Source organism: Microbacterium sp. BE35, assembly GCF_031457705.1.
GTDB lineage: Bacteria > Actinomycetota > Actinomycetes > Actinomycetales > Microbacteriaceae > Microbacterium > Microbacterium trichothecenolyticum.
Genome location: NZ_JAVDXD010000006.1, coordinates 163,376 through 182,575 on the forward strand (window position 1 = coordinate 163,376; position 19,200 = coordinate 182,575).

General features: G+C 71.2%; 11 protein-coding genes. 7 read left to right on the top strand and 4 right to left on the bottom strand.

Annotation, left to right across the window (positions count from 1 at the left end):
• Positions 1-24: 24 nt before the first annotated feature.
• Complete coding sequence (locus J2Y46_RS18575; protein WP_310244376.1) at positions 25-1,041, bottom strand: LacI family DNA-binding transcriptional regulator; 1,017 nt, start codon at positions 1,039-1,041, stop codon at positions 25-27.
• Between the two features lie 197 nt (positions 1,042-1,238).
• On the opposite strand from J2Y46_RS18575, the gene J2Y46_RS18580 reads away from it, so the two are divergent.
• The 5 genes from J2Y46_RS18580 (at position 1,239) to J2Y46_RS18600 (ending at position 9,994) form a co-directional block, all read left to right on the top strand.
• A complete protein-coding gene (locus tag J2Y46_RS18580) occupies positions 1,239-3,257 on the top strand; it encodes a beta-galactosidase (protein ID WP_310244380.1) in 2,019 nt (672 codons plus the stop codon).
• A 42-nt stretch (positions 3,258-3,299) separates the two neighbouring features.
• Positions 3,300-4,529 (top strand): maltose ABC transporter substrate-binding protein, encoded by a 1,230-nt coding sequence (locus tag J2Y46_RS18585; protein WP_310244383.1) that lies wholly within the window; start codon positions 3,300-3,302, stop codon positions 4,527-4,529.
• 154 nt (positions 4,530-4,683) lie between these two features.
• Positions 4,684-6,303: an ABC transporter permease subunit gene (locus tag J2Y46_RS18590; protein ID WP_310244386.1), complete on the top strand. Its 1,620-nt coding sequence runs from the start codon at positions 4,684-4,686 to the stop codon at positions 6,301-6,303.
• Positions 6,303-7,223, top strand: a complete 921-nt coding sequence (locus J2Y46_RS18595; protein WP_045299877.1) for a sugar ABC transporter permease — start codon at positions 6,303-6,305, stop codon at positions 7,221-7,223. Before J2Y46_RS18590 ends, J2Y46_RS18595 begins: the two co-directional genes overlap by 1 nt.
• 41 nt (positions 7,224-7,264) lie before the next feature.
• Positions 7,265-9,994 (top strand): glycosyl hydrolase 53 family protein, encoded by a 2,730-nt coding sequence (locus J2Y46_RS18600; protein WP_310244388.1) that lies wholly within the window; start codon positions 7,265-7,267, stop codon positions 9,992-9,994.
• A 16-nt stretch (positions 9,995-10,010) separates the two neighbouring features.
• Here J2Y46_RS18600 and rsmI read toward each other — a convergent pair whose 3' ends face one another.
• Positions 10,011-10,829 carry a 16S rRNA (cytidine(1402)-2'-O)-methyltransferase gene (rsmI, locus tag J2Y46_RS18605; protein ID WP_045299881.1) on the bottom strand — a complete coding sequence of 273 codons (819 nt, stop codon included), beginning with the start codon at positions 10,827-10,829 and terminating at the stop codon, positions 10,011-10,013.
• Between the two features lie 23 nt (positions 10,830-10,852).
• Here rsmI and J2Y46_RS18610 point away from each other — a divergent pair, with 23 nt between their 5' ends.
• Positions 10,853-12,436: a phospholipid carrier-dependent glycosyltransferase gene (locus J2Y46_RS18610; protein ID WP_310244391.1), complete on the top strand. Its 1,584-nt coding sequence runs from the start codon at positions 10,853-10,855 to the stop codon at positions 12,434-12,436.
• 6 nt (positions 12,437-12,442) lie between these two features.
• Here J2Y46_RS18610 and J2Y46_RS18615 read toward each other — a convergent pair whose 3' ends face one another.
• The gene (locus J2Y46_RS18615) at positions 12,443-14,293 is read right to left on the bottom strand and encodes a DUF255 domain-containing protein (RefSeq protein ID WP_310244394.1); all 1,851 of its coding nucleotides are present in this window, start codon (positions 14,291-14,293) and stop codon (positions 12,443-12,445) included.
• 28 nt (positions 14,294-14,321) lie between these two features.
• Positions 14,322-15,158, bottom strand: coding sequence for an aldo/keto reductase (locus J2Y46_RS18620; protein ID WP_045299885.1), 837 nt, complete (start codon positions 15,156-15,158; stop codon positions 14,322-14,324).
• 79 nt (positions 15,159-15,237) lie between these two features.
• Between J2Y46_RS18620 and hrpA the strand changes: the two genes are divergently transcribed.
• Positions 15,238-19,182: an ATP-dependent RNA helicase HrpA gene (gene hrpA / locus J2Y46_RS18625; protein ID WP_310244398.1), complete on the top strand. Its 3,945-nt coding sequence runs from the start codon at positions 15,238-15,240 to the stop codon at positions 19,180-19,182.
• Positions 19,183-19,200: the final 18 nt, after the last annotated feature.

Here is a 19,200-nt window from a genome sequence, read left to right on the forward strand (position 1 = left end):
GCGGTCGCGGCGACGCGCGTCGCCTCAGGCGCTGTCGCGGACGACCAGCGTCGTCGGGAGCGTGATGGGCGCGGGCCGCGCGCCGCCGATCACCTCGAGCAGCGTCGACACCATCTCGCTGCTCAGACGCTCCCAGGGCTGACGCATCGTCGTGAGGGCCGGCTCATGCGTCGCGGCGAGACCGGAGTCGTCGAATCCCGCCACGGCGATGTCTTCCGGCACGCGCAGGCCCGCCTTGCGCAGCGTGGCGATGGCGCCGGCGGCCATCATGTCGCTGGCGGCGAAGACGGCGTCGATGTCACGGGTGCGCTCCAGCAGTCGCGCCATCGCGAGCGCGCCCGACTCCTGGCCGTAGTCGCCCTCCTCGACGAGGGCGGGGTCGAAGTCGTCCCCCATCTCCTTCTCGAATCCGACGAGGCGGAATCTGCCACCCGGCGTGTCGTGGGGTCCGGCGATCATCGCGATGCGCCGGTGCCCGCGTCCGCGGAGGTACCGCGTCATCTCGCGGGCCGAGGCGATCTCATCGACCGAGACGGTCGGCACCTGGGCTTCATGGCCGAGCGGGATGCCGCAGCACACGGTGGGCACGCCCGCCTCGAGCAGCTCGTCGACCAGCGGATCGGACTCGTGCGACGAGATGAGCAGCACGCCGTCGACGTGCCCCGCGCTCACGAAGTGGGCGACGTTGGCGCGCTCCGCCGGCGTGCCGGCGACCAGCAGCACGAGCGTCATGGACCGCTGCGCCAGAGCCTCGGCCGCGCCGCGCAGCAGGAGCGCGAACGTCGGGTCCTGGAAGAGCAGGTGCTGCGGCTCGGTCAAGAGGAATGCGAGCGAGCCCGCACGCCCGGTGGCGAGACTGCGCGCCGCGTGGTTCGCGGTGTACCCGGTGCGCCGGATCGCCTCTTCGACGGCCACGCGCGCGTCGGGCGACACCCAGTGCCCGCCGTTGATCACCCGTGACACGGTGCCGCGCGAGACACCCGCGGCCGCCGCGACATCGCGGATCGTCGGTTTGCGTCGCACGGACGTCGTCTCCTCCACGACGAGCGACTCTACCCCCGTGACGGGGCGAATCGCGCGCAGACACGATGCCGACTGTGACCGGTCACAGTTACGTAACGGTTCCCAGACCGAGCCTGCGTCGAGGCATCCGTCCGGGTAAGACTGTGACCGGTCACAGCCTTCACGTGGCCCGAAGCGAACTGCAGCACGAACTGCACCGACCCGATGGAGCGTCCATGACCTCGCCCGACCGCTGGCCCGAGATCCGGGGCATCGCCTACGGAGGCGACTACACCCCCGAGCAGTGGCCGCGAGAGGTGTGGCACGAGGACGTCGCCCTCATGCGCGAGGCCGGCGTCAACCTGGTCAGCGTCGGGATCTTCGCCTGGGCCCTCATCGAGACGAGCGAAGGGGTCTTCGAATTCACGTGGCTCGACGAGCTGCTCGACCTGCTGCACGAGAACGGGATCTCGGTCGACCTCGGCACGCCCACGGCATCCCCGCCGGCGTGGTTCTTCGCGAACCACCCCGACGCCCGGGTGGTCTCGCGCGACGGCGTCACGATGGGGTTCGGCGCACGCGGCATGGCATCGCACGCATCACCCGCCTACCGTGAGGCGATCGTGCGGATCGCGTCGGCGCTCGCCGAGCGCTACGGCTCGCACCCCGCGGTCGTCATGTGGCACGTCCACAACGAGTACGGCGTGCCGGTCGGCGAGGACTACTCCGAGCAGTCGGTGCGAGCCTTCCGCGGTTGGCTGCGCGAGAAGTACGCCACGCTCGACGCGCTCAACGCGGCGTGGGGCACCACGTTCTGGGGGCAGCGCTACGGCGAGTGGGACCACGTCGGCGCCCCGGCGGCGGCACCCTCCGTCGTCAACCCCGCACAGCGCCTGGATTTCGCCCGCTTCACCGACGCGCAGCTGCGCGCCTGCTTCGTCGCCGAGCGCGACGCGATCCGCGCCCACGCGACGCAGCCCATCACCACGAACTTCATGGCGAACCAGAGCTGGACCACCGACCTCTGGGCATGGGCCCGCGAAGTCGACATCGTCTCGGACGACCACTACCTGTGGGCGGCCGACCCCGAGGGCGAGATCGGCCTCGCGATCGCGGCCGATCTCTCCCGCTCGGTCGGCGGCGGCACGCCGTGGATCCTCATGGAGCACTCCACGTCGGCGGTCAACTGGCAGCCGCGCAATGTCGCCAAGCGGCCGGGTGAGATGGCCCGCAACTCCCTGACGCATCTCGCACGCGGGGCCGACGCGATCCTCTTCTTCCAGTGGCGCGCGTCACGCTCGGGCGCCGAGAAGTTCCACTCGGCGATGATCCCGCACGCCGGCACGTCCTCCCGCGTCTGGCGCGAGGTCGTCGAGCTCGGCGACGCGCTGGAACGCCTCGAAGAGGTGCGCGGTTCGCGGGTCGCGGCGGACGTCGCCCTCCTGTGGGACTTCGAGTCGTTCTGGGCGCAGGACCTCGAGTGGCGCCCGTCGGTCGACGTGTCGCACGCCGACCAGATCCGCGCGTTCTACGAGCGGCTGTGGCGCGACGGCATCACCGTCGACTTCGCCCTGCCCGGCCAGGACCTCTCCGCGTACAAGCTCGTGGTCGCCCCGGCGCAGTACCTGCTGAGCGCCGCGGACGCCGCGAACCTCACCCGCTACGTCGAGGCCGGCGGCACGCTCGTCGTCTCCTTCTTCTCGGCCATCGTCGACGAGAACGACGCCGTGCACCCGGGCGGCTTCGTCGCACCGCTGCGCGACGCGCTCGGCCTCGTCGTCGAGGAGTTCCTTCCGCTCCGCGAGGGCGCCCGGCACACGGTCGGATGGACCGGCTCGACCGCGGAGACGCTCGTCGCGGACGCCTGGCAGGAGGACCTCGTCCTGCACGGTGCCGAGGTCAAGGCGACGTACGTCGACGGTCCCGGCGCCGGCAAGGCGGCGATCACGCGTCACGCGCACGGCACCGGGCACGGCTGGTACATCAGCACGCGATTGGATGCCGCGAGCCTCGGCACCGTCATGTCCGACGTGTACGCCGACGCCGGCGTCGCCCCCTCGGGCCACCCCGAAGGCCTCGAGGTCGTCGTCCGCCGCGGCGACGACGCGGACTACGCGATCGCGATCAACCACCGCGACGACGACGCCTCCCTCGCGGCATCCGGTGTCGAGCTCCTCACCGGCGCGGACGTCGACGGCGAACTCCTCGTGCCCGCCGGCGGCGTCGCGGTCGTCCGCACGCCGCACACCCCCTGACCCACACGAACCCTGCAACACCACATCACCGAAAGGGAAACCATGCGAAAGCAGATCGCACTCGGAGCGCTGGCGCTCACGGCAGCGGTCGTCCTCGCCGGCTGCGCCGGCGGAGGCTCGTCCGACAACTCCGACGACGCGGCCGACAGCGGCGCCGAGCTCGTCGTCTGGACCGACGAGGAGCGCCGGACGGCCGTCAAGGATGCGGCGAAGGCCTTCGAGGAGGAGACCGGCGCCACCGTCAAGATCGTCAAGAAGAACTTCGAGGACCTCCGCAACGACTTCATCGCGCAGGTGCCGACCGGCGAGGGCCCCGACATCACCGTGGGCGCGCACGACTGGCTGGGCGCGCTCGTCGCCGCCGGTGTCGTCGACACGATCGACCTCGGCGACAAGGCGTCGGAGTTCGAGCCCGTCGCCCTCGAGGCCATGACCTACGACGGTCAGCTGTACGCGCTCCCCTACTCGCTCGAGACGATCGCGCTCGTGCAGAACGTGGACCTCGTGGGCGCCGAGGCCCCCACGTCGTGGGACGACATGATCCAGAAGGGCCTGGCGTCCGGCGCCGAGCGTCCGTTCGTCATCAACACCGCCGGCGAGACCGGCGACGGCTACACGATGTACGGCTTCCAGACGTCGTTCGCCGCCCCCGTCTTCGTGCAGGACGCGTCGGGCTCGTACACCACCGAGGTCGGCATGGGCGGCGCCGCGGGCGAGGCGTTCGCGACCTGGCTCGGCGCCAACGGCACCTCGGGCACCGGCTACATCTCGACCACCGTCGACTACGACATCAACAACGAGCTGTTCAACAGCGGCAAGGCGCCCTACACGATCCAGGGTCCGTGGGCGATCAGCGCCTACACCGACGTGAAGAACATCGCCGTGAACCCGATCCCCTCGGCAGGCGGCGAGACGGCTGCCCCGTTCGTGGGCGTGCAGGGCTTCTACCTGAGCTCGCAGTCGAAGAACGCGCTGCTCGCGCAGGAGTTCCTCGTGAACTACCTCGGCACCGAGGAGGCGCAGCGCGCCCTCTACGAGGCCGACCCCCGCATCCCGGCGTGGTCGACGCTGGCCACCGAGGTCTCGTCCGACCCGATCATCGCGGGCTTCCTCGCGTCGGCGCAGAACGGCGTCCCGATGCCGAGCATCCCCGAGATGGGCTCGGTGTGGGATCTCTGGAACGCCGCGCAGTCGCAGATCATCAGCGGCGCCGACCCCGTGTCGACGTGGAACACGATGGTCGCCGACGTCCAGGCCGCGGTCGAGGGCTGATCCCGGCCGGCTGAACCCGACCACCGACACGGTGGCCGACATGCTCCGGGAGGCGGGTGAGTGCCTCTCCCCGCCTCCCGGATCCCAACCTCTTCCCGGATCGACCCGATCCCCCTCACGCCCGGCGATGAGGCCCCGTGACAGGAGCAGACGCATGACGGTGGACGCCCCCACCCTCCCCCAGGCGCCGGCACAGACGCCGCCGCCCGAATCGCACGCCCGCCGCTGGCGCGGCCCCGGCTGGGGCTTCCTCGCGAAGCTCGCCCTGATGGCCCTCGTGAACGCCTTCGGCGTGATGACGCTGCTGAGCGCATTCCGCGTCGAGTCGTGGGTCGTGTTCTCGGCGACGCTCGTGCTGCTCCTCGCCGCCGACGTCGTCTACTTCACCAAGCGCGCGCTGCCGCTCAAGTACCTGCTGCCGGGCCTGGCCTTCCTGCTCGTCTTCCAGGTCTTCATCTTCGGCTACACCGCGTACATCGCCTTCACCAACTACGGCACCGGTCACGCCGGCACCCAGGAGCAGGCGGTCGAGGCCGCGCTCATCCAGGGCGAGCGTCGCATCGAGGACTCCCCCACCTATCCGCTCTCGGTCGTCGAGCGCGTCGGCGAGGTCGGCTTCGCGATCGTCGACGAGGACGGCGACGTGCTCGTCGGCTCCGCCGAGCAGCCGCTCGAGGACGCCCGCGGCGCCGAGGTCGGCAGCGCCGGGTCCCCCACGGAGGTCCCGGGCTGGGAAGTCGTGCCGCGCGCCACGGTCATCACCGACGCCGCCCTGCAGGAGCAGATCGCGAGCCTGCGCGTGCCGGTCTCCGAAGACCCCAACGACGGCTCGATCCGCACGCGTGACGGCTCTTCGGGCGCCGTCTACGAATCGACGCTGGTATGGGATGCCGAGGCCCAGACCATCACCGACACCACCACCGGCACCGTCTACACCGCGAACGACGAGGGACTGTTCGTCGCCGAGGACGGCTCGGCTCTCCCCACGGGCTGGTACGTCAACGTCGGGTTCGACAACTTCTTCCGGCTGTTCACCGACCCCGCGCTCGCACAGACGCTGCTCTCCGTCACCGTCTGGACGTTCGTCTTCGCGACGTTGTCGGTCGTGCTGCCCTTCGCGCTCGGCCTCCTGCTCGCCCTCATCTACAACGACGCGCGCCTCAAGGGCCGCCGGTTCCTCAGGACGCTGTACATCCTCCCCTACGCCTTCCCCGCGTTCATGTCGGCGCTGCTGTTCCGCGGCATGTTCAACGCCGAGTTCGGCGTGATCAACGACCTGTTCTTCTTCGGCGCGAACATCAACTGGCTCGGGGACCCATGGCTCGCCCGCGCGGCCGTCGTGTGGGTGAACCTGTGGCTCACGTACCCGTACTACTTCCTCGTGTGCACCGGCGCGCTGCAGGCGCTCCCGCAAGACACCCTCGAGGCGGCATCCCTCGACGGCGCCGGCCGATCACGGCAGCTGCGCTCGATCATCCTCCCGCTCGTGCTCGTGGCCACCGCGCCCCTGCTGATCTCCTCGTTCGCGTTCAGCTTCAACAACTTCACCGTCATCTACATGTTCAACAACGGCGGCCCGGCGATCCCCGGTGCCCCGTACGCGCTCGGGGCCACCGACATCCTGATCTCCGCCATCTACGACATCTCCGGTGTGTCTGGCGGTGCCGCGGACTACGGCCTCGCGAGCGCCCTGTCGATCCTCGTGTTCGCCGTCGTCGGGGGCATCTCGGCGATCGCGTTCCGTCAGACCCGCAAGCTCGAGGAGTTCCAGTGATGTCCACCGCCACCGATGTCGCCACGGGACCGACCACCCGCGCACCCGGCGCCCCTCGCGACCGCCGCAGCGCACGCCGACGCCGCTGGCTGCTCGAGGTCGGCTGGAAGTACCTGCTCGCCGTCGTCGTGATCTTCTACGCGATCTTCCCGCTCGTGTACGTGCTGTCGGCGTCCCTCAACCCGAACGGCACGCTCGCCGCCAGCAACGCCCTCTTCAGCGTCGTCGACCTGTCGAACTACGCCGCCCTCGGCGAGACGAGCTTCTGGACGTGGGCGGGCAACACCCTCCTCATCGGCGGCATCGCCTCGGTCGGCGCCGTGCTGATGGGCGCCGCGGCCGCGTACGCGTTCTCGCGCTTCCGGTTCTCGGGCCGCCGAGCGGGGCTCACCGGACTCCTCATCATCCAGATGTTCCCGCAGGCGCTCGCGTTCGTCGCGATCTTCCTGATGCTGCTGGGTCTCGGCGAGGTCGTGCCGGCACTCGGCCTCAACTCCAAGATCGCGCTCATCTGCGTGTACCTCGGCGGCGCGCTCGGCGTGAACACGTTCCTCATGTACGGCTTCTTCAACACCGTGCCGATCGAGATCGACGAGTCCGCCAAGATCGACGGCGCATCCCACGCCCAGATCTTCTGGCGGCTGATCTTCCCGCTCGTGACGCCGATCCTCGCGGTCGTGGCACTTCTCGCCTTCATCGCGGCGTTCGGCGACTACATCATCGCCAAGATCGTGCTCGTCTCGGAGGACAACTGGACCCTCGCGGTCGGCATGTACCAGTGGGTCTCGAACCAGCTCGCCTCCAATTGGGGTCTGTTCGCCGCCGGTGCGGTGATCGCCGCGATCCCCGTGCTCGTCCTGTTCCTGTCGCTGCAGCGCTACATCGTCGGCGGCCTCACCGCGGGGTCCGTCAAGGGCTGATCCTCAGCCGCCCCCAGATCAACGTCGATCGGAGAACCCACGTGTCTCACCACCCTCGTTCCGCGCGCCTCGCGGCAGTCGCGGCATCCCTCGCCCTGGTCATCACCGGGCTCGCGGCATCCCCCGCCGCCGCGGACGCCGGCCCCGTCGAGGCCGGCATCACCGTCCCGAAGGTCGAGAACCTCGCGGCTGATTTCATCAGCGGCGTCGACGTGTCGTCGGCGATCGCGCTCGAGGAGTCCGGTGTCGTCTTCCGCGACGCGGCCGGGCAGCCCGCCGACCTGTTCGACGTCCTCGCCGACGCCGGCGTCACCGACGTCCGCGTACGCGTGTGGAACGATCCGTTCGACGCCGCCGGCAACGGCTACGGCGGCGGTGACAACGACGTCGCGCACGCCGTCCAGATCGGGAAGCGGGCGACGGACGCCGGACTCGGTGTGCTCGTCGACTTCCACTACTCCGACTTCTGGGCCGACCCCGCGAAGCAGAAGGCTCCGAAGGCCTGGGCGGCCGAGACCCTGGCCGAGAAGGCCGTCGCGGTGAACGACTTCACGACGGATGCGCTGGAGGAGCTCAAGATCGCGGGCGTCGACGTGCAGATGGTGCAGGTCGGCAACGAGACCAACAACGCGGTCGCCGGTGTCAGCGGGTGGGACGGCATGGCGCAGATCTTCTCCGCCGGCTCGGCAGCGGTGCGCGCGGTGTTCCCGAGCGCCCTCGTCGCGGTGCACTTCACGAACCCCGAGTCCAGCGGGCGCTACGCCGGCTACGCGGCGAACCTCGCTTCACGCGGCGTCGACTACGATGTGTTCGCCTCGAGCTACTACCCGTACTGGCACGGCACCGTCACGAACCTCACTTCGGTGCTGAAGAACGTCGCCGACACGTACGGCAAGAAGGTCATGGTGGCCGAGACCTCGTGGGCGTACACGCTCGAGGACGGCGACGGCCACGGCAACGTCATCGACCTCCCCTCGGAGGCCACGGAGTACCCGGTCAGCGTGCAGGGGCAGGCCGACGCCGTGCGCGACGTGATCCAGGCGGTCGCGAACGTCGGCACCGCGGGCATCGGCGTCTTCTACTGGGAGCCCGCGTGGCTCCCCGTCGGACCGCCCTCGGCGCTCGATGCGAACAAGGCGCTGTGGGAGGCGCACGGATCGGGCTGGGCCTCGAGTTACGCCGGCGAGTACGATCCGGACGACGCCGGCCAGTGGTACGGCGGCTCCGCGTGGGACAACCAGGCGCTGTTCGCGCACGACGGCACGCCCCTGGAGTCTCTCCACGTGTTCGCCTACGCCCGCACCGGCGCCGTCGCGCCGCGCGAGGTCACCGCGGTCGCGCCCGTGAACCTCACCGTCGCCGAGGGCGATGCGCTCGCCCTCCCCGCCACCGTCACCGTGTCGTACAACGACGGCTCGTCCGAGACGCAGCCGGTCACGTGGTCCGACGCCGCGAAGTGGATCGACGGCCCCGGCACCTATTCGATCGCCGGCGTCACCGCGTCGGGCCTCGCGGCGACGGCCACGCTCGTGGTCGCGCAGAAGAACCTGCTTCGCAGCCCCGGGTTCGAGGGAGACAACGGCGCGTGGACGAAGACAGGCGGCGGCCTCACCATCGGCGCGTGGGACGACCCGCGCGCCGGTGAGCGCTCGGCGCATTTCTGGGCCGCGAACGCCTACTCCTTCACCCTGTCGCAGCGCGTGGACGCCGTCCCCGCCGGATCGTACGTCGTGCGCGGCGCGCTGCAGGGCGACGGAGAGGATGCCGCGAGCAGCGTGCGCCTGATCGTCTCGAGCGCGTCCGGCGAGGCATCCGTCCCCTTCTCGATGGACGGGTGGCGCAACTGGTCGGCGCCGACCAGCGCACCGATCGACGTGCCCGCGGGCGGCAGCGTCACCGTCACCGTCACCGCGACCCTCTCCGGCGGGGCGTGGGGCACGATCGACGACATCGAGCTCGTGCGCGCCACGCCGACCGGTGTCGATACCTCCGCCCTCGCCGCGGCACTCGCGGACGCCGAGGCGATCGAGACGTCCGGCCACACGCCCGCGACTGCGGCCGCCCTGCAGGCGGCGATCGAGAGGGCGCACATCGTGCTGTCGGCGGATGCCCCGTCCCGCACCGCCGTCGACGCAGCGACCACCGCCCTGGCCGGCGCCGTCGACGGGCTGCTGGTGCTCGACGCGGCCGCCAGAGCTCCGGGCCGCGGCATCCTGTCGCACGACAACGGGTGGGACACCGGCCTCAAGGACGGCGCGTACACCGTGCGCATGAACCTCTGGTGGGGCGAGAACGCGACGAAGCTGCGCCTGTTCGAGAACGGCGAGCGCATCGCCACCGCGGCACTCGGGTACGGAGGCGTCGGCGCGCAGTCGGCCGAGATCCCGGTCACCGGGAAGAAGAACGGCGTCTACGTCTACACCGGCGAGCTCGTGAACTCGAAGGGCACCACCGCGCTGCAGCCGGTGACCGTCACGGTGACCGACGCGTCTCCTGGGAAGCCCGTGCTGAGCCACGACGACAAGGATGGCGACGGCACCTACACGCTGACCGCGGACCTCTGGTGGGGCACGAACGCGACGAGCTACCGCTTCTACGAGGGCGCCACCCTCATCGGCGAGGGTGCCCTCGTCGCGGCGACGCCGGGCGCGCAGCGTGCGACGCTCTCCGTCACCGGCGCCACGCGCGGCACGCACACCTACCGCGTCGTCTTCGCGAACGACGCCGGCGCGGCCACGAGCAAGGACCTCGCCGTCACCGTGCGCGGATGACCTCGCGGCGCCGTCGCTACCCGCGGACGGAGAGCGCGGCCTGATAGAGCTCGCGGCTGGAGTGTCCGGTGAGTCCGGACACTTCGGCCGCGGCCTCTTTCAGACGCGTGCCGCCGCGGACGAGCTCGAGCACCTGCGTGACCGCATCAGGGAACGCGACGCCGCGCGCGGGCGCGCCCTCGACGACGATCACGAGCTCGCCCCGGACGCCGGACCCGGCCCACGAGGCGAGCTCGGCGAGGGTGCCGCGCGCGACCTCCTCGTGCAGCTTCGTCAGCTCACGGCACACGGCACCGCGACGATCGTCACCGAACTCGGACGCCATGTCGGCGAGCGTCGCGGCGACGCGCGACGGCGCTTCGAAGAAGACCATGGTGCGCGTCTCGGTGCTCAGCGCGCGCAAAGCCGCACCGCGCTCCCCCGCCTTGCGGGCGACGAAGCCCTCGAACGTGAAGCGGTCGGTCGGCAGCCCCGATACGGCGAGCGCCGTCACGACCGCGCTCGGCCCGGGGATCGCCGTGACGTCCACGCCGGCCGCTGCGGCCGCCGCGACGAGGCCGTAGCCGGGGTCGCTCACGGTGGGCATTCCGGCATCGCTCAGCACGAGCACGTCCTGCTCGCGCGCGAGCTCCACGAGCTCTGGCGCCCGCTCCTTCTCGTTGTGGTCGTGCAGCGCGATGAGCCGTGGCCGGTTCGCGATGCCGAGCGCGGCCAGCAGACGCTGGGTCGTTCGGGTGTCCTCCGCGGCGACGATGGTCGCCTCCTCAAGGGCCTCGACCAGCCGGCGGGACGCGTCCCCGAGGTTTCCGATCGGGGTCGCCGCGAGGATGATCACCCCCTCAGCCTAAACTTGACCGGGTGACGGATGCCGCGCGGCTCGAGGCCGACCAGCCCGCCGCGCCGCTGAACCCCCCGGCACGACCGAGCGTCTACGACCGCTTCGCCCGCCGGCTGAGCGAGGACGCGCGTGCACGGCGGCTGTATCGGTGGCTCGGTCCTGCGATCGTCCTGGTGATCGCCGCGGTCCTGCGGCTGTGGAACCTCGCCGCGGCGCACGACCTGATGAACCAGTTCGACGAGACGTACTACGTCAAGGACGCCTGGACGCTGCTCCGCCTCGGGTACGAGGCATCCTGGCCCGCGGGCGCCAACGAGAGCTTTCTTTCGGGCGATGTGAACGTGTTCACGACCAATCCGTCGTTCGTGGTGCATCCGCCCCTCGGCAAGTGGATCATCGCGCTGGGCATGGCGGTGCTCGGGCCGGACTCCGGCTGGGGCTGGCGCATCACGACGGCGCTCCTCGGCATCGGCTCGGTGCTGGTGCTCATGCTCATCGCGAAGCGCCTCACCCGCTCGACCACGTTCGCCGTCGTGGCAGGCCTGCTCATGGCGGTCGACGGCCTCGCCATCTCGATGAGCCGCATCGCGCTGCTCGACACGTCGCTCACGTTCTTCGTGCTGCTCGCCTTCCTGTTCGTGCTGCGCGATCGCGAGCGCACGATGACGCGTATCGCCCACATCGTCGCGGCCCGCTACGACGGTGACGCGCCGCCCTCCTGGGGACCGGTCCTCTGGAACCGGCCCTGGATCATCGCCGCGGGCGCCGCGCTCGGGGCGGCCAGCGCCGTGAAGTGGTCGGGCGCGTGGGTGCTCGCCGGGCTCGGGGTCTACCTCGTCGTCACGGACGCGCTGGCCCGACGCCGCGCGGGCGTGCTGTTCTGGCCGACGGATGCTGTGCGCCAAGGCTTCGCCACGTTCGTGCTGTTCGTCCCGGTCGCCCTCGTCGTCTATGTCGCGTCGTGGTCGGGCTGGCTGTTCGGCTCAGGAGGCTACGACCGCCAGGCCGGGAGCAACCCGCTCCAGAGCCTCTGGATCTACCACGTCGCGATGTACAGGTCCACGGCCGGGATCACGTCCGGGCACTCCTACGCGAGCCCGGCGTGGCAGTGGCCGCTGCTGTGGCGTCCCACCGGCGTCTACTACCACCACGATGCGATGGGCGTGAACGGCTGCACGTCCCCGAGCGGCTGCGTGGATGTGATCTCGACGATGCCGAACCCGCTGATCTGGTACGCCGGGGTGGCCGCCGTGCTGTACCTCGCGTACCGCTTCGTGGTGGCGCGCGACTGGCGCTACGCACTCGTTCTCACCGGGGTCGCCGTCACCTACGTGCCGTGGCTGTTCCTGCCCGAGCGCACGATCTTCCAGTTCTACACGGTGCTGATCCTGCCGTTCATGCTGCTTGCGCTCACCTTCGCGCTGGAGGACATCGCCGGTTCGCCGTCGGCGGATTCCCACCGCCGGCTCACAGGTCAGCGCCTGGTGCTGGTCTTCCTCGTCGTCGCGCTCGCACTGTCGGCGTTCTGGTACCCGATCATCTCCGCGATGACGGTGCCCTACGACTTCTGGCACCTGCACATGTGGGTGAACAGCTGGGTCTGAGAGCGATCACGCCTCGAGTGCGGCGACGTCCGTGACCGGCAGCCGGCAGGCGAAGTCCCGGCAGTCGTAGGCGGTCGGCCGCCCGTCGCGCTGCTCCTTCCCGGCGAGCAGCTCGAATCCCGCTGCGGCCCATGAGAGCGACTGTTCCGGCGACACGATGATCACGACATCGGCACGGATGCTGCGCGCCGCTGTCGCGAGCGCGGCGTGGGCATCGTCCGTGACGACGACGACCTGTCGCGGCGGCTCCGCGAGGCCGGCGGCGACCCGCAGGAGAGCGCCGTACGCGAGCGGCTGCGCGAGGGCCGCGGGAGCGTAGGCGGCGACGAGCCGCTCGGCGATCGAGCGATAGCTGTCTCCGGCGCCCAGCATCCAGAGCGCCGCGGCGGCCTCCGCGACCGACGCGGCACCCGACGGCTCGTCGGCATCGGAGGCGGTATCCGGCGCTCCGATCCCCTGCCGGGACAGCACCGGGTCGCCGCCTCCGGGGACGGCGACACGGTGCTCTGCATCGACGCATGCGTCGACCAGCTCTCGCGCCCGCATGGCATACGCGACCTCCCCGGTGGCGACGGCGAGCGCGATGAGACCCGCGGCGAGCTGGCCGTGGTCGGCGAGCGTCGCTTGGGCGCGCGACGGCACCTCGTCGAGCGAGGCGCGCAGCAGCCGGCCGTCGGCGGCGACGTTGACCTCGAGCACGGCGTCCGCCGCCCAGCGCGCCGACTCGATCCACGACGGCTCGTCCAGCCGCACGCCGGCACGCGCGAGGGCTCCGATCGCGAGGCCGTTCCAGCCGCTGACCACCTTGCCGTCGACGGCCGGGGGGTCGAGACCGACGCGGTCCGCGGCATCGCGGGCGTAGTAGCCGCCCTCGCTGCGGGCACCGTCGATCCACGACTCCGAGTCCTGTGCGGCGCCGAAGCCGCCGCCCGGCTGCTGCAGCACGTCGCGCAGGAACCCGGCGATGCCGCGCGCGACGTCGTCGCGCGCGGGGACCGCCGCCATCGCGACGTCGAGCAGCTGGGAGTTGTCGGTCAGCATCCGCTCGTAGTGCGGCACCGTCCAGTCGGGCCGGGTCGCGTAGCGGAAGAACCCGCCCTCGACCGCATCGCGCAGCGGCGAGGCAGCCATCGCGGTGAGGGCACGATCGGCGACGGCGGACGCCTCGGCGGCGTGCTCGCGGAGGACCGGGGTCTGCAGGAAGCGGAGCGCTGTGGCGACGGGGAACTTGGGGGCACCGGCGGCGGGCTCGCCGAAGCCGCCGTGCTGCGGATCCTCCCGCCCGGCGAGTGCGCGTGCGGCGCCGACCAGCTCATCCGCGGACGGGGTGGACGCATCCGCGTCGGGCGCCGATCGGCGGACCTCGGCGAGCGCACCGGCGACGGCATCCGCCGTCTCGTCGATCTGGTCGCGCCGCTCGGTCCACGCCTCGTGCACCGCCGCGAGCACCTGGCGGAACGCCGGGATGCCGGCGCGAGGCTGCGGCGGGAAGTACGTCCCCGCGTAGAACGGCCGCCCTTCGGGCGTCGCGAACACGGTCAGCGGCCAGCCGAGGCTCTGCGAGAACGCCGAAGCGGCGGCCATGTAGGCGGCGTCGACCTCGGGGTGCTCCTCGCGGTCGACCTTGATCGACACGAAGCCGGCGTCGAGCTCGGCGGCGGTCGTCTCGTCCTCGAAGGACTCCCGAGCCATCACATGGCACCAGTGACACGTCGAGTAGCCGATCGACACCATGACAGGCACGTCGCGGCGTCGTGCTTCTGCGAACGCCTCCTCGCCCCACGGGAACCACGCGACCGGATTGCCCGCGTGGGCTCTCAGGTACGGGCTCGTCGCGTCCGCGAGGCGAGGGTTCACGGTATCCGCTCCTGCCGCCCGCGAGCGGTCAGTTGACCTCGTCGGGGTGCGCGCTGACGCGACCCGTGCCGTCGCCCGGCTCCATCGCGTCGATGGCGGCGATCTCGTCGGCGGTGAGCTCGAAGTCGAACACGTCGAGGTTCTCCTCGAGGCGCTCGCGGCGCACCGACTTCGGGAAGACGATGAAGCCCTTCTGCAGGTGCCAGCGCAGCACGGCCTGAGCCGGCGTCTTGCCGTGCGCCTCGGCGGCCGCGGCGACCGGCGCTGCACCGAACAGGTCGTACTTGCCCTGCCCGAGGGGTCCCCACGACTCGATCTTCACATCGTGGGCGGCGGCCCAGTCCGTGATGTCGCGCTGCTGGTGGGCGGGGTGCAGCTCGATCTGGTTGACGGCCGGGACCACTCCGGTGGCCGACACGATCTTCTCCAGGTGCGGCACGAGGTGGTTCGAGACGCCGATGCTGCGGGTCAAGCCGGCGCCCCGCAGCTCGATGAGCTTCTCCCACGCGTGGAGGTAGTTGTCCTGCGCGGGGGTCGGCCAGTGCACGAGGTACAGGTCGACCTGCTCGAGTCCGAGCTTGGCGAGGCTCTCCGCGATCGCGGCGTCGGGCTCGTCGCCGTCGTGGCGGTCGTTCCAGAGCTTGGTGGTGATGAACAGCTCGTCGCGCGCGATGCCGCTCGCCGCGATGGCCGCGCCCACGCCCTCCTCGTTGCCGTAGATCGCGGCGGTGTCGATGTGGCGGTAGCCGACCTCGAGCGCCTCGGCGACGGCCCGCTCCGTGTCCGCCGGCGGCACCTTGAAGACGCCGTAGCCGAGCTGAGGGATCGTGTTGCCGTCGTTGAGGGTCACGCTGGGGACTGTCATGGTTCCCAGCCTAGGCGCGCGGACGCGGCGTCGGACGGGACGATCCGGCGCCCGGCCGGAAGGGATACGATCGAAGGCTATGTCCGCGCCCGAACCCGTCATCTCGTTTCCGCCGGAGCTCCCTGTCAGCGCCGCGCGCGAGGAGATCGCGCGCGCTGTGCGCGACCACCAGGTCGTGATCGTCGCGGGCGCGACCGGGTCGGGCAAGACGACGCAGCTGCCGAAGATCGCGCTCGAGCTCGGGCGGACGCGCATCGCGCACACACAGCCGCGCCGCATCGCCGCGCGCACGATCGCCGAGCGCATCGCCGAGGAGCTGCAGGTGCCGCTCGGCTCGGCAGTCGGCTACAAGGTCCGCTTCACCGACAAGGTGTCGGAAGACACGCGCATCGCGCTGATGACCGACGGCATCCTCCTCAACGAGATCCACCGCGACCGGCTCCTGCGCCGCTACGACATGGTCATCGTCGACGAGGCCCATGAGCGCTCGCTCAACGTCGACTTCCTCCTCGGGTACCTGCGGCGCATCCTGCCCAAGCGCCCCGACCTCAAGGTCGTCGTCACGAGCGCGACGATCGACCCGGAGAGCTTCGCGAAGCACTTCGCGAAGCCCGACGGAACCCCGGCGCCGATCATCGAGGTGTCCGGCCGCACGTATCCGGTCGAGATCCGGTACCGCCCGCCCGCACGGCCGGCCAAGGGCGAGGAGGAGTCCGACGACGTCGACGGCATCACCTCCGCCCTGCGCGAGCTCGACCGCGAGGCCGCCGGCGACGTGCTCGTGTTCCTCCCGGGCGAGGCCGAGATCCGCGATGCCGCGGACGCGGTGCGGGGCATGTACGCGAAGGACGCCGCACCCACAGAGGTGCTCCCCCTCTACGGGCGCCTGTCCGCCGCCGAGCAGCACCGGGTGTTCGAGCGGTCGCGGGTGGCCGGCATCCGTCGTCGTGTCATCCTCGCGACGAACGTCGCCGAGACGAGCCTCACGGTGCCGGGCATCCGCTACGTCGTCGACACCGGAACGGCGCGCATCTCGCGCTACAGCCACCGCAGCAAGGTGCAGCGGCTGCCGATCGAGGCGGTGTCGCAGGCGTCCGCTCAGCAGCGGTCGGGGCGCGCGGGCCGCACCAGCGACGGCATCGCGATCCGGCTGTACTCCGAGGAGGACTTCGACACCCGGCCCGAGTTCACCGAGCCGGAGATCCTGCGCACCAGCCTGGCCTCGGTCATCCTCCAGATGCTGTCGCTCGGCTTCGGCGACATCTCCTCCTTCCCGTTCCTCACGCCTCCGGACTCCCGCGGAGTCAAGGCGGCTCTGGACCTCCTCGTCGAGCTCGGGGCAGTGCGCACGTCGACAGGTTCAGGAAGCGGCGGGGGTCATCCGACGCTCACCGACCTCGGCCGCGAGATCTCGCGGCTGCCGATCGACCCGCGCTTCGCCCGCATGCTCGTGGAGGCGCGCCGCACCGGCGTGCTGCGGGACGTGCTCGCGATCGTCGCGGGGATGTCGATCCAGGACGTGCGCGAGCGCCCGGAAGAGCGTCGCGAGGAGGCCGATCGCCTGCACGCGCGGTTCACCGACCCCTCCAGCGACTTCCTGAGCCTGCTCAACCTCTGGAACCACCTCCAGGAGAAGCAGGCAGAGCTGGGCTCGAGCGCGTTCCGGCGCCTGTGCCGCGCCGAGCACCTCAACTACGTGCGGGTGCGCGAGTGGGCCGACGTGCATCGTCAGCTCAGCGCACTCGTCAACGCTCCTCGCAAGGCGGCACCGGGCACGGCCGACCCGGACGAGCTCCACAAGGCGATCCTGTCGGGGCTGCTCTCGCACCTCGGCATCCTCGACGAGCGCACCACCTCGACCGCCACGCGGGGCCGCGCCGGCTCCGACCGCACCGACCAGCGCCGCGGCGCCGAGTACCTCGGCTCGCGTGGCACGCGCTTCGCGATCTTCCCCGGCTCCGGGCTCAAGAAGAAGCGGCCGATCGCCGTCATGGCCGCCGAGGTCGTCGAGACGAGCCGCCTGTTCGCCCGCACCGTCGCCGCGATCGACCCCGCCTGGGCAGAACCGCTCGCGGGCGACCTCGCCAAGCGCTCGCTGAGCGAGCCGCACTGGTCGAAGGCGTCGGGTGCGGCATCCGCGTACGAGAAGGTCACCCTCTTCGGCCTCGAGATCGTGCCCAAGCGCCGTGTGCAGCTCGCGCGCTTCGACCGGCCGTTCGCGCGCGAGCTGTTCATGCGCCACGCGCTCGTCGAGGGCGAGTGGGACTCTTCGCACCTCGACAAGAAGCTCACGGCGTTCGAGCGCCGCAACCTCGAGCTGCGGCGACGCCTCGAGAAGATCGAGGAGCGCGAGCGCCGCCGCGACATCCTCGTGGGCGACGAGGCCGTGTTCCGGTTCTACGACGCCCGCATTCCCCGCGACGTGTTCGACGCGCGCTCCTTCGAGGCCTGGTGGAAGGATGCCTCGGCCCGCACGCCGCGCCTGCTCGACATGACGGAGGCCGACCTCGTCGACGAGGCATCGCGCGGCGACGAGCGCGACTTCCCGGCGCGCTGGACCCAGGGCGACCAGGTGCTCTCGCTCGCATACCGGTTCGAGCCCGGCGCCGCCGACGACGGCGTGACGGCCGTCGTTCCGCTGGCCCTCCTCGCGCAGCTGCGCCCCGACGGCTTCGACTGGCAGGTGCCGGGCATGCGGGACGAGCTCATCACGGCGCTGCTGCGCTCGCTTCCCAAGTCCATCCGCCGCCACGTCGTCCCCGCGGCGGACTGGGCTGCGACGTTCGCCGCCGACCTCGCAGGGCAAGGCCCCGAGGCTCACGACGGCCTTCCGCCGATGCCGCTGCGCGATGCGCTCGCGGCGCGCATCCAGCGCGTCGTGAGCCAGCCGGTGAGCGCGGCCGACTTCGAGATGGAACGGGTGCCCGGGCACCTGCAGGTATCGTTCCGGGCCGTCGACGAGCGCGGGCGCGGGGTGGGATCAGACCGCGACCTGGCCGCGCTGCAGGCACGGCTCGCCGATCGGGCCCGGGCGTCCGTGTCTCGTTCGCTCACCGCGACGGCGCCGGCGATCGGGCGCGGCAGCCAGGCCGCGAAGGGCCCCGCGGCCCGCCTCGCGGGAACACCCCGCGACGCCGCGCGGCCCGAGTCGACGTTCGCCGAGCGCACCGGCCTCACCGACTGGACGTTCGGGGACCTGCCCGACGTCGTCGACACCAGGGTCGCGGGCGGCGTCGTGCGCGGCTATCCCGCGATCGTCGACGAGGGCGCCTCGGTCGCGCTCCGGATCGAGACGACCCCCGAAGCCGCAGCCCGCGCGACCCAGGCCGGCGTCCGGCGCCTCGTGCTCCTGTCGGTCGCGTCGCCGTCGGCCTACGTGCTCGAGCACCTGACGTCCGCCGAGAAGCTCGCGCTCGCGGCATCGCCGTATCCGTCCGCGAAGGCGCTCATCGAGGACGGCCGCGTCGCGGTGGCGGACGCGGTCATCGCACGCACCGTGGCCGACGCCGTCGTACGCAGCAGAGCCGGCTTCGAGACGGTGCGCGATGCGTTCTCGGCCGCGGTCGTCGACGAGCTGTTCCAGACGGTGTCGCTGACCGCCCGCATCCTGACGGCCGCGCGCGACGTGGAGCGCGCGATGCGCGACGCGAACTCGCTGACGCTGCTCGGCGCGCTGAACGACATCAAGGGGCAGCTGGCGGGCCTGGTGTTCCCGGGCTTCGTGTCCCGCACCGGCACCGGACGGCTGGCGCAGCTTCCCCGCTACCTGCGCGGGGCGCTCGATCGCGTGCGGACGCTCGCCGACAACCCGGGCCGCGACCGCCAGCGGATGACCGAGTTCGAACGCGCGACGACCGTGTTCGCCGAGGCCGGCGGCGTGATCCCGCCGGCGGATGACGCGCCGTTGCCGCTCGTGCACGCCCGGTGGCTGCTCGAGGAGTACCGTGTGAGCCTGTTCGCGCAGTCCCTCGGCACGGCCGAGCCGGTGTCGCTGCAGCGGATGCAGAAAGCCCTGAGGGAATAGCCGCCTCGACGACAGGAG

Bases quoted from the DNA above. Each gene is read 5' to 3' on its own strand.
- J2Y46_RS18590 (WP_310244386.1), top strand. From the start codon at position 4,684: ATGACGGTGGACGCCCCCACCCTCCCCCAGGCGCCGGCACAGACGCCG.
- J2Y46_RS18580 (WP_310244380.1), top strand. From the start codon at position 1,239: ATGACCTCGCCCGACCGCTGGCCCGAGATCCGGGGCATCGCCTACGGA.
- J2Y46_RS18595 (WP_045299877.1), top strand. From the start codon at position 6,303: ATGTCCACCGCCACCGATGTCGCCACGGGACCGACCACCCGCGCACCC.
- J2Y46_RS18620 (WP_045299885.1), bottom strand. From the start codon at position 15,158: ATGACAGTCCCCAGCGTGACCCTCAACGACGGCAACACGATCCCTCAG.
- J2Y46_RS18585 (WP_310244383.1), top strand. From the start codon at position 3,300: ATGCGAAAGCAGATCGCACTCGGAGCGCTGGCGCTCACGGCAGCGGTC.
- hrpA (WP_310244398.1), top strand. From the start codon at position 15,238: ATGTCCGCGCCCGAACCCGTCATCTCGTTTCCGCCGGAGCTCCCTGTC.